The organism is Helicobacter sp. 11S02596-1 (assembly GCF_002272825.1).
GTDB lineage: Bacteria > Campylobacterota > Campylobacteria > Campylobacterales > Helicobacteraceae > Helicobacter_J.
Map to the genome: position 1 here is coordinate 1 of NZ_MLAM01000019.1, position 11,269 is coordinate 11,269.

At 40.4% G+C, this 11,269-nt stretch carries 10 protein-coding genes; 7 read left to right on the top strand and 3 right to left on the bottom strand.

Going from position 1 to position 11,269, the window contains the following annotated elements; genetic code table 11:
* Positions 1 to 397 precede the first annotated feature (397 nt).
* Both BJI48_RS08945 and BJI48_RS08950 read left to right on the top strand, forming a co-directional pair.
* On the top strand, positions 398 to 1,225 hold the full coding sequence (locus tag BJI48_RS08945) for a S1-like domain-containing RNA-binding protein (protein ID WP_257874450.1): 828 nt from the start codon (positions 398 to 400) through the stop codon (positions 1,223 to 1,225).
* A 74-nt stretch (positions 1,226 to 1,299) separates the two neighbouring features.
* Positions 1,300 to 2,046 (top strand): SDR family NAD(P)-dependent oxidoreductase, encoded by a 747-nt coding sequence (locus BJI48_RS08950; protein WP_095334177.1) that lies wholly within the window; start codon positions 1,300 to 1,302, stop codon positions 2,044 to 2,046.
* Between the two features lie 48 nt (positions 2,047 to 2,094).
* Here BJI48_RS08950 and BJI48_RS08955 read toward each other — a convergent pair whose 3' ends face one another.
* Both BJI48_RS08955 and BJI48_RS08960 read right to left on the bottom strand, forming a co-directional pair.
* On the bottom strand, positions 2,095 to 3,441 hold the full coding sequence (locus BJI48_RS08955; protein ID WP_095334179.1) for a sodium-dependent transporter: 1,347 nt from the start codon (positions 3,439 to 3,441) through the stop codon (positions 2,095 to 2,097).
* A 9-nt stretch (positions 3,442 to 3,450) separates the two neighbouring features.
* Positions 3,451 to 4,791, bottom strand: coding sequence for a sodium-dependent transporter (locus tag BJI48_RS08960; protein WP_095334181.1), 1,341 nt, complete (start codon positions 4,789 to 4,791; stop codon positions 3,451 to 3,453).
* A gap of 349 nt (positions 4,792 to 5,140) precedes the next feature.
* Between BJI48_RS08960 and BJI48_RS08965 the strand changes: the two genes are divergently transcribed.
* A complete protein-coding gene (locus BJI48_RS08965; RefSeq protein WP_095334183.1) occupies positions 5,141 to 6,112 on the top strand; it encodes a hypothetical protein in 972 nt (323 codons plus the stop codon).
* A 255-nt stretch (positions 6,113 to 6,367) separates the two neighbouring features.
* Here BJI48_RS08965 and BJI48_RS08970 read toward each other — a convergent pair whose 3' ends face one another.
* Complete coding sequence (locus BJI48_RS08970; RefSeq protein ID WP_095334187.1) at positions 6,368 to 7,120, bottom strand: hypothetical protein; 753 nt, start codon at positions 7,118 to 7,120, stop codon at positions 6,368 to 6,370.
* Positions 7,121 to 7,343: 223 nt separating this feature from the next.
* Here BJI48_RS08970 and BJI48_RS08975 point away from each other — a divergent pair, with 223 nt between their 5' ends.
* The 4 genes from BJI48_RS08975 to BJI48_RS08990 form a co-directional block, all read left to right on the top strand.
* Positions 7,344 to 7,784: a thioesterase family protein gene (locus BJI48_RS08975; RefSeq protein ID WP_095334190.1), complete on the top strand. Its 441-nt coding sequence runs from the start codon at positions 7,344 to 7,346 to the stop codon at positions 7,782 to 7,784.
* Positions 7,771 to 8,076, top strand: a complete 306-nt coding sequence (locus BJI48_RS08980; RefSeq protein WP_095334193.1) for a DUF493 domain-containing protein — start codon at positions 7,771 to 7,773, stop codon at positions 8,074 to 8,076. Before BJI48_RS08975 ends, BJI48_RS08980 begins: the two co-directional genes overlap by 14 nt.
* Positions 8,077 to 8,456: 380 nt before the next feature.
* Complete coding sequence (locus BJI48_RS08985) at positions 8,457 to 9,647, top strand: hypothetical protein (protein WP_095334195.1); 1,191 nt, start codon at positions 8,457 to 8,459, stop codon at positions 9,645 to 9,647.
* Positions 9,601 to 11,269 (top strand): hypothetical protein (locus BJI48_RS08990; protein WP_143428798.1); only part of this gene is annotated, 1,669 nt, incomplete at its 3' end. The genes BJI48_RS08985 and BJI48_RS08990, both read left to right, overlap by 47 nt.

The window sequence follows — 11,269 nt, forward strand, 5'->3', positions numbered from 1 at the left end:
GTGGTTTGTGAATGGAAACCTTAGAAAACGGGTTGATGACGTGCGAAGCACGGAATAAATCGGGTGGGTGGGTGAAAAAACTTTAGGAATGAAAAGAGGCTTTGCCTCTTGGAATGGTCTTCAGGTTTAATTTTTCAGCGAAAAAATTAAACCGAGTAAAAACAATGGACACCAAATAGTTGCAAGATGTATAATTCTTTTAGGTATTTGTTATGCCTTTTTATAACAAATCCTTTCAATGTGGTTTTGTCGGTTATCGCAAGTAACCGACAAATATAATTATCCCATATCTCGATGATTCCAAGACCTTTACTCAGCTCAAATTTAGCTACAATACACCCATCAAACCCCGTTTCTAATAAGAGTTTCCAACAAGAAAAAAAGGCAACAAAACGCAATGCAAATCGGCACTATCCAGACCCTCCCCATCGCTCGCTTCACCCAAAATGGTGCGTATCTCAAAGCCACAGACACAGAGGTTTTATTGCCAAATAAATTTCTCACAAAGTCGCTTGACGTCGGTGATTGTATGGAGGTGTTTTTATACACAGATTCGCTTGATCGCCCGGTGGCAACGACGCAAAAGCCCATCGGCACACTTGGTGAAATCCTTGCTCTAAAAGTCGTGAGTATCGAAGAAAACGGCTGTTTTTTGGATTTAGGAATTGACAAAGATATTTTTATGCCCTCAAAAAATCCCAAACGATTTCGCATTGGCAAGCCCGTTGTCATCAGGCTCACGCTCGATAAGCAAAATCGTCTCATCGCCAAACTGGGTATCAAGGAGCATTTAGCCCCATTTAAAGGCAAAAATCGCCCCTTAAGCGTGGCGATCTTGCCCTTTGAAATCACGCCCCTAGGCATTGGCTGTGTGGTGAATCAAAAATATTATGGTCTATTGTATAAAAACCAAACCCACACGCCCCTAGAAATCGGCAAAACAAGTCGTGCCACTATCCAAAAAGTCCGCCCTGATGGCAAGCTCGACCTCTCTATCAGCACGCTGGCAAATCTCGGGGATGAAAAAAAGAGACTCTTAGATATTATCGCCAAAACAAACCCGCTAGAACTTGACTTCAACTCCCCGCCAGAGCAGATTCACACCATTTGTCAGATGAGTAAAAAAAGCTTCAAAACCCTCATTAACGCTCTGCTGAAAGAAAACAAAATCAAAATCCTACCACACCCGCAAGACCCGCTTAGAAAGTGCATTTGTCTCGCTTAGGCAGGGCGTAATAAAAACAGATTGGTAATAGTATTTTTGTATAATATTTAGCAAAACATCACAAGGATAACACAATGGTCGTTTTCATTAGTGGCGCATCGGCGGGTTTTGGCAGGGCAATCGCCAAGCGATTTGCCCAAGGTGGGCATCACATCATTGCGAATGCTCGGCGAAAAGACAAGCTAGAATCCCTGCAAAACGAGCTTGGCAAGGCGTGTGAAATCATCGCCTGCGATGTCGCTGACACCGAATACATCGCCAATGCCTTGCGACATCTGCCCCAAGACTTCAAACACATCGACGTCCTCATCAATAATGCCGGGCTAGCACTCGGGCTGGACTCTTCAGAAAACGCTTCACTTAGGGATTGGGAGCAGATGATAGCTACCAATATCAGCGCGCTTGTCCGCCTCACCCATCTCGTGATCCCCCAAATGGTAGCTCGCAAACACGGGCATATCATCAATATCGGCTCGATTGCCGGGACTTATCCCTATCCGGGCGGAAATGTCTATGGGGCGACCAAGGCGTTTGTGAAGCAATTTAGCCTCAATCTCCGTGCCGACTTATATGACAAAAATATCCGTGTGAGCAATATCGAACCCGGGCTTTCTGGGGGGAGTGAATTTTCGCTCGTGCGTTTCAAAGGCGATAGCACAAAGGCGCAAAAAGTCTATGAAAACACGCACCCGCTATTGCCCGAAGATATTGCTGAAGCGGTGTGGTGGGTGGCAAATCTGCCCGCACATATCAATATCAATCGGATCGAAATGATGCCAACTACCCAAGCCCCCGCCCCACTGAATGTAGCAAAAGGCTAGCAAGCCCTAAAAATCACAAGAGAAACGATAGGGGGCGTTTATAGCGTTTCACTCGCCAAAAAAGTCCTTGAAAAGCGGGCTAAGTAAGATCACCAAGATCACGAGCGGGCAAATGTAACGGAGGATAAAAAACCATACTTCAAATGTTTTGTTGCCCAAAAAATGCTCGGTGAAGCCCGCGACTTTTTCCTTGCCTAAAAACCAGCCAATAAATACGATGGAAAACAGCCCGCCCAAAGGCATAATCGCTGAAGATGTGAGCGTATCTGCCCAGTCAAAAAAGCTTTTGCTCCCAAAGGTAAAAGCCCCCGCAGTCGCACCATTGACAGAAGCGATCACGCAAAGCCCCAAAGCATACACGACAAAACTCACCCAAAATGTGGCTTTAAGCCGAGTGAATTTAAAGCGATTGATAAGATAAAGCACAAATGGCTCTAACAGCGAAACCGTCGAGGTAATGCCCGCAAAAATGAGCGCACAAAAAAACAAAAGGGCGATAACATTGCCCGCTAAGCCCATCTTCCCAAAAATCAATGGGAGCGAGACAAACACCAGCCCCGCACCCTCTTGGGGTTGCCCGCCGTATTCAAAGATAAGCGAAAAGATAATAAGCCCGGCAACGAGCGAAATGAGAATGCCCGGGATCACCACCCACAAGGCACTTTTGAGTAGATTTTCTTTGGGGCTTGTCGAGGCAGCGTAGGTGATGATCGTCCCAACACCAAGACTGAGCGAGAAAAACACCTGCCCCAAGGAATCCACCAATACTTTGGTAGTGATCTTTTCGGGATGGAAAACAAACATAAATTCAAACGCCCTGCCAAAAGAGGGCATAAACATCGCATAAATCAACAAGCCGATAAAAATCACAAACAAGAGGGGCATTAAGACAAAATTGAGCTTTTCGATACCATCTTTGATACCTTTGCAAACAATCCACGCCGTGCTAAACAAACACAAACTAAACCCCAAAATCTGCCAATAAACGCTATGATTGAGCAAATCTCCAAATTGGCTTTGGGAATATTCAAGGCTTTGGGGCAAATCAAAACTCACCACAAATAAATAATACAATATCCAGCCTAGCACCACCGCATAAAACGAGAGGATAATAGGCCCGCCGACCAAGCAAATCCCGCTGATTCGCCAAGGCTTGCTGGGTGTTGGGTCTAATGCTTCATAGCAAGAAACCATATCCTTTTTGCCACGATTGCCGATAATCATATCTGAGAGCAACATCGAAATCCCGATGGTGAGTGTCAAAAACAAATATAGCACCACAAATGCCCCGCCACCGCTCACACCCGCCATATACGGGAAACGCCAGATGTGACCCAGCCCGATAGAACTCCCTAACGTCGCTAAAATAAAACCAAATTTTGAAAAATTTCCCAAGATGCACCCCTATGAAGCTATCTCTAATATTTTTGCTGCCCAAATCACAATAACAACCAAAGGGGCGATGTAGCGGATGATGAAAAACCAGAATGCAAACATTTTTTTGGATAAAAAGTGCTTGCTGGCTTCATAGACCCTATCTTTGCCAATCACCCAGCCCACAAAAATCACAGACAAAAAGCCCCCTAAGGGCATTACAATAGCTGATGAAGAAAAATCCACCCAAGAAAAGAGGTTTTGACCAAAAAAGCTCAAGCCTTCTTGGAAGTGCTTATCTAAGGACAAAATCAACAGCAATCCGACGATATAAATCCCCAAGACAATCAGCCACGTCGCATTGAAACGCTTGATTTTGAATTTGTCGATGACATACATCACGGAGGGTTCAAGGAGCGAGATGGTCGAGGTGATACCTGCAAAACCGAGCGCACAAAGGAAAAGGATACAGATGACATTGCCTGCCAAGCCCATCTTGCCAAAAACCAATGGAAGCGAGACAAATACCAGCCCTGCCCCTTGCGTTGCCTTTGCGCCGTATTCAAAGACAAAAGTAAAAATCATTAGCCCCGCAACGAGTGAAATAAGAATGCCCGGAACGACCACCCAAACGGCGCTTTTGAGTAGATTTTGATTTTTATACGTAGAAGCTGCGTAGGTGATGATGATACCCACCCCGAGACTAAGGGAAAAAAATACTTGCCCGAGCGAAGCGACAAGCACATTGGTCGTGATGTCTTGCAATCGAAAGGCAAACATAAACTCAAACGCCCTGCCAAACGATGGCATAAACATCGCATAAACCAACAAGCCGATAAAAATCACAAACAAAAGGGGCATTAAGACAAAGTTAAGCTTTTCGATACCATCTTTGATACCCCGTGAAACCACCCAGCCCGTAATGGCTAGCACACCAGTAAAGCCCAAAACCTGCGAGTAAATCGAATCGCTCAAAAGACTGCTGAAATGCGCCTCTGAAGTCGCTATGTCTTGGGGCAAATCAAAACTCACTGCAAATAAATAATACAGCACCCAGCCAAGCACGATGGAATAAAATGTCAAGATAAAAGGACCGCCAATGAGCATGATACCGGCATAACCCCAGCGTTTTTTAGGGCTAGGGTCGAGTTGCTTGAACGCTTCGGTCGTGTTTTTTTTGGTCGTATGCCCGATGATCATCTCCGCTACCAACATCGAAATCCCGATGGTGAGGGAAAGGAACAAAAATAAAATCACAAATGCCCCGCCACCGCTCACACCCGCCATATACGGGAAACGCCAGATGTGACCCAGCCCGATAGAACTCCCTAACGTCGCTAAAATAAAACCAAATTTTGAAAAATTGCTCATTCTTTATAGCCCCCAACAACAATGGAATTGTTAAAAGAACTAATATACTCAATTATATTTTAAGCTTATATGAATCCCACCAAAGACTGCATAATCGTGGGTGAAAATGATACAAAATCGAAAAAATACGATTTGTTTTTCTAACTTGTGTTATGCGGAAAATAAAACTTATGGATGTTTTTGATTAAAATGCCAAATCATAAGTAAAATAAAAATAATAATATACTTCCCATCAAATAATATCAAGCAATTGAAGAATATCATTTCGATAAAAGTATTATTATAATGAATAATTTATTCAAAAATTAGATATTATAAAATTCTATATAAAAGTAGGTAGCATATTGATATGAATAAAGATTTAAAGACAGAATTTGAAGTTCATTATTATCTCAAAGGGAATTCACACACTATGAATGCCTTTGTGAGAAACAAAGCTGAAAAAAATCTGCTTGAAGCAATCAAAAGAATAGGCATACTTTTAGATAGTGAAATCAAACTAGAAACACAAGCTTATCAAGAAGGCGGGCTTAAAGAAACAATATTGATCAGCACTTCCTGTGTGTTTCAATATCTGAGCCCAGCAATCAACAATATTATTACTTATTTTTTTACAAGGGATGCTGAAGCAGAATCTTTGGCTAAAGAAGCACAAAGAAAGGCAATTCAAAAATTAGAATTAGAAGTTCAAGAAAAAGAATTAGATCTAAAAATAAAAGAAGAACAACTCAAAAAATCAAAATTAGAAAATCAAGAAATAGAAGAGCGACTAATAAGGGAAAAACTCAATGATCCGCTTACCCAAAAATATATTTCAAATTTTTATAAAGCAATTGAGCATTATGACAAAGTTGAAAAAATTGGATACAGAAGTCCGCATATAGCTCCAGATGAAAATGTAGTAGAAAGAAAAGATTTCAAAAACTTTATCCTACAAGATGAGCAATTTGTTTCAGAAGATGATGAGGCGACCATAGAAATAATTTCACCAGTCCTCAAGGAAGGAAGATATAATTGGAAGGGAAAATACGATAACGAAAAAATAGAATTTAGTATGGCTGATTCAAATTTTAAACAAGAGGTAATTGACGGAAAATATAAGTTTTCCAATGGTTCTTCAATATATTGCAGTGTTGAAATTAAAACTACTCTTGATGAGTTTGAAGAAAAGAAAGGAAAAAAATTCAGAGTGTTAAAGGTTTTTGAAGTAAAAGAATCAGAATTTGAAGAATCAAAGCCTCGAGAAATTGGTAAAAAACACAAGAAACAAAAATGGTTAGAAAAACATCAAAAAAGCTTATTTGATTCTATAGAATATTAAAATATAAAAATTTACAGCCTATCTAATCAAATTACATCAGAAATCTTCAAGTTTATCCATTATTTTATCACATTGCATAGCTTCAATTTTACTGATATCAAAAAATATAAAACCTAAAAATCAATCGACTCAAAACTAGGCAATTTTTGAGATTTTGATTGCTATTTTTATCACTCTGGGTTTTGAAATCAAAATTCCTCCAAAAGCGTGATGATACCCTCAAATAAATCTTGCCAGTAGGTTTGTTTTCAAAGATTATTTTATGCTTTCTTTAGGATTTTGGGAATTTCCAGGTCCTTGAGAGGCTTGAGCGTCTTTGGAATCTTGCGGTTTTTTGGATTCTTTTATAGTTTCGGGGTCTTTGAGAATTGTAACATCTTGGACGGGGACTACTTTTTTGGATTTAGCTTTAATATCTTTTTGACAATCCTGCCCTTCATCACAAAACTCTACATAGGCATTTTTGGAATCCATAAATCGGAGCGTTCCATATACAAATTTTTGCTTATCTTTTAGATAAATCTCCGCATTTTCTGCCGCCAAACCTTTTGTTTTTAAAAATTTTTCAAAAGCTTGAGTAAAAAAATCAGATAATAAAAAAATTAAACAGAGGTAAAGAAAAATAGTTAAAATTATACCAATAACTATACGAATTAATTTTTTATTTTTATAAAAACCAATTGCAATTTCAGCTAATAAAAAGGTTATGAATAGACCAAGGGGAATCAAAATATTATTAATCAATATTAATAAAACTATTACACCTATACACAAAAGACATAAAATTATAGAGTTTGATTTTAATTGCAATCTTTTTGAAAAAAGAAGCCAAAGAAAAGGAGATGCGACAACAATAGATATGACTGCCCCATACAAACCAGCAATACCCCAAAGCCAAAGAGCGCTAAACGAAAACAAAGAATATGGGAAAAATCCATATTTCGTTGCATAGGTCATCAAAAATACAAAAAGACCAACAATACAAAACATCACAGAAAATAATGGCAATATTTTAAAAATTTCTAATATTATATGAAATATTCCACTGATTTATTTCTTTACTCTCATATTTTTGCCTTTTAGTTAAAATTCTCAAAAATTATTATAATAAATTTTTCCTTTTATCGCCCATCATTCCCACCGCCAAAATCGCTTCACCCCAACCAATCCCCAAAAAACACAAAAATTTGGCATAATAAAACAAAAAACATTCCAAAAAAGGTAATGCTAAATGCAAATCCGTGTTTATTACGAAGATACCGACTGCGGGGGGATTGTCTATCACGCCAGCTATATCAAATACTGCGAGCGTGCCAGAAGCGAGAAGTTTTTCACCGCCGGTTTGATCCCTGCTGTGCCTAATAGCGGGTTTGTCGTCCGCTCGCTGAATGCTACATTTATCGGGAGTGCCACGCTCGGGGATACCCTAGAGGTCCAAACCCAAATCACCCAGGCAAAAAACGTCTCCGTTTTGCTCCATCAAGAGATCTACAAGATTTCCCAGCTATCCCAAAACCCCTCTGAAATGCCGATTTACCAGACACCCACCCACAAAACCGCTCCAACCAAAATCTTTGAAATGGACGTCAAGCTCGGCTATATCGACTTCACCACCAGCCACCCTACCCCTATCCCCAAAAAATTCTTGGAGGTCTTTAATGCCAAACAATAACAACCCACAAAAAAATCCCCTAAGCCCAAAAATCTTACAAACCCTCCAAGACAGACCCGCCATCAGCTACCCTTGCGAGTGGGAATACCGAATCATCGGTGAGAACGAAGACAAAATCAAAGCAGCCATTGTTGAGATTATGCCCCGCAGTTTTGCCCTAGAACTCAAAAACAAATCTTCTGGAGGCAGATTTATCAGCCTTGCAGTCAAAATCGCTGTGAATACCGAAGAGGAACGCAACGAGATTTTTGCCAAACTCACCACCCACCCCGAAATCAAAATGGTTATCTAGCCTCCCCCTCAAAAGCCCCAAAATCCCAATCCAGCCACACAAATGCAAGAATTAATATCACAATAAATTAAAAATATCACAATCTTCAATCATTTTATTTTTCCTAAGCTTCATTTTATATAACTAAATTTATAATAACTATTATCATTTTAAATATATCTCCAATACACTAAAGCAACGCTTTGGGTATGAGATGGTTACTTTAGGAGGAGGAGCGTTAAGGTAAAGCCAACTGCTTGGCTTGAACAAGCTCCGCACGGCGATGCGTTTATGCTCCGATAAGGAGCATAGGATACGACTAAGCAGAGTTTCACTCTGCGGAATGGTCTTCAGGTTTGCCTTAGCAAACCGAGTAAGCATATTAATAATAAAGGAAAACTATGTCTTTAAAAAAATCTTATTTATCCGTCCTGGCTTTCACTGCTTTATTGCTAGCACAAAGCACCCAAGCCGAAGAAAACACAATAACGTCCCAAGAATCCCAGCAAACCCCCACACTCCCAAAGTGTGACGAGGCACAGACTAATGGTAGTTGCTTTGTTGATAATGGCGATATCAAAACATATCACCTCAAAGACACAGACACGGCGACATCTGCTGAAACAACAGCAAAATCCCTCATTTTCCTTAGCGTCCCGACTACAGATAAATTCTACCCGCTCCCGCAAGGCAAGGCGAACATAACTTTTGCCGATGGTGCCAAGCTCGAAAACGCCACCATCGGTGCGGGTAGCGATGTAACTTTCAACATCACCGCAGGCACAACACCAAGCTCTATAGGACAAATTCACATCGGTGATTATTTATCCTCACACTCCCAAACAGGCAAGCTCGCCATTACCTTTAACAAAGGCAGTGCGAGCGATGACGCCAACAGCCTTGCACTCACTGGTCTAATTGCTCTTTCGGAGAGTTCGAGCCTTTCTATCACGGCTACAGAGAGCGCACTCAAATGGGGTGGCGATCTAGGAGTTTCAGAACGTTTTAAGCCCAAAAACCTCAAAGATATCAATGAATTAGTCAGTAGCCAGCAAGCCGAATTACTTTTAAATGCCAAAAGCATAGAAAATACCGGTTCGATAGCCATCGCAGGGGCAGGCAATAAAGTTAGCATCACCGCAACCGGTGGTTTTGACAATGGAACCGCTGATAATACAGACAAGCCCGAACATAATACAGAAAATATGCTTTTGGCGATTGCCGGGAAACCGCCTGCTGGCTGGACAGAGGGAAGAATTCAAGCGATTAATTACGCCCAAATAAACCTCACGGGGAATCTCAACAACCACGCCAATGGCACGATTATGCTTATTGATGGTGCGAAGCTCAATATCACGGGCGATTTCAAAAACGAGGGCTGGATAATAAGCGGGGCGCAAAGCACGAATGACACCGGCACTATCGATGTAACGGGCAAAAGCACGCTAGAAGCCAGCACGCAAATCGGTCTCCTTTCTCGCTCAGATAAGCCCTTGCTAGGCAATCGTGCCTATCTTATCCTCAAAGGCACAGAAGCTATTGCCTTTGCCAAAAGCCAAGAAGCCTCTAACGGGGGGGGGGGCACAATCTAATACCAGCCAACCCGATAAAAACCCCGATAACACAAACACGCCCCAACCAATCGATCCCAACCATCTCCATCTCTTCACGGCTAATATAGGCGAATTTCAGGCATTACCCAAAGATTATCAAGACGCCAATCTTGTCCTTTCGACCTATTTGGGTGCAGAAGGCAAGGAGCTGTATTTTATGATCCAGCCTAGTGAAGCAGCCAAAGCAAAAAGCGTCGAACAACTGATGAAAGAAGCGAAAATCCAAGAAAACAGGATGGCACTCAACCAAAAAATCCAAAAAAACATAGCCAGCCACAAAAATGCCTACTATAAACTCAAAGAAATCTATGAAATTCTTCCAACAACCATCAAGGCTATGGAAAAAAATCTTGAAAATAATAGTGAAGAGACTAACGAGAAAATAAACGAGGAGATTCAAAATCACCAAGCGATGGATAAAAAATTCAAACAAATGGATTCTTTGGGTTATCTCAATGCCCTAAGCACAAAAGCACAAGGTTATGTCAATCAAGCTTTGAGCCCGAGTGTAAAGGAACTCAAAACATTTCTAGAACAAAATAAACCCCAAAAAGATCAATTCCCCGAGCTTTCTGATGAAAAATTTCAAAACATTACAAAAAAATATCAAGATAAACTCGAAGCGATGGTGGCTAGTTTCAACACGCAATATACTACATACCTCCAAAAATTAGAGCCGTATAAGGGTTTTGATCTCAAAACTGAAAGACAGAATAAAATCACTGAAGCTTACAATAAAATTTTTGCTATGGCAACTCAAAAAGAGCAAGAAATCACTGAAAATATAAAAAATCTTGAAGAGACAAAAAAGAAAATCGAAGAAATTACAGAAAGTTTGCAAGGAGAAGATTACCAAAAACAAAAACAAGCATTAGAGGAAGCAAAAAAAGACACAGCGACAAAACTGGAAAAATATACTACTGACTGGAAAGATGAAGATAAAAAAGAATACGATACTGCCAAACAAAAAGAAGAGGAGTTAAATAAAAAAATAAAAGATATTGATAAGCAAGTAACACAAAAAACCGATGAATATCTAAAAGAAACCATTGCAAAAGCAGAGCAAGCTGATAGTGAATACCAAACTATCCAAAAGCAACTTGAAGAAGCCAAAGACAACAAAGATGGTAATCCCTCTAAAGGTATCCCAACCGCTTCTATCCGTGCAAGTATCGAGCTTGGCGAGGAACAAAAAGAACTCAATGAGACATATATCTCACAACTCGAAGCTACTTTAGCAGAGCTTGCCAACCTCAATGCGTCTGATTTGTTGGACTATACATTTTCTATGGATCAAACCCAAATCAAAATCTTAGATGGTATCAAAAACCTCTCAGACGCCCTAGCCCCTGTCATCATCGCACATATCAACGACACAAAAACACTCAAAAAAATCAGCGATGGCGTGCAAAACCATTTAGAAAAAGCTTCAGAGGCTACAAAGAATGACACCACCTCAGAGAGTATGGGTGTTATCTTTAAATCCTCTACTACCAATCGCCTCTCAATGCTAAGCAATCCTTTTGGGGGAAGCAATAATAGCTTTGAAGCGATGATTAAAAAAGCCATGCAATACAAATATGCTGATAATGGTGAGGGTA

Excerpts from the sequence above, each read along its gene's own strand:
- BJI48_RS08975 (WP_095334190.1), top strand. The coding sequence starts at position 7,344 with ATGCAAATCCGTGTTTATTACGAAGATACCGACTGCGGGGGGATTGTC.
- BJI48_RS08950 (WP_095334177.1), top strand. The coding sequence starts at position 1,300 with ATGGTCGTTTTCATTAGTGGCGCATCGGCGGGTTTTGGCAGGGCAATC.
- BJI48_RS08965 (WP_095334183.1), top strand. The coding sequence starts at position 5,141 with ATGAATAAAGATTTAAAGACAGAATTTGAAGTTCATTATTATCTCAAA.
- BJI48_RS08980 (WP_095334193.1), top strand. The coding sequence starts at position 7,771 with ATGCCAAACAATAACAACCCACAAAAAAATCCCCTAAGCCCAAAAATC.
- BJI48_RS08945 (WP_257874450.1), top strand. The coding sequence starts at position 398 with ATGCAAATCGGCACTATCCAGACCCTCCCCATCGCTCGCTTCACCCAA.
- BJI48_RS08985 (WP_095334195.1), top strand. The coding sequence starts at position 8,457 with ATGTCTTTAAAAAAATCTTATTTATCCGTCCTGGCTTTCACTGCTTTA.
- BJI48_RS08960 (WP_095334181.1), bottom strand. The coding sequence starts at position 4,791 with ATGAGCAATTTTTCAAAATTTGGTTTTATTTTAGCGACGTTAGGGAGT.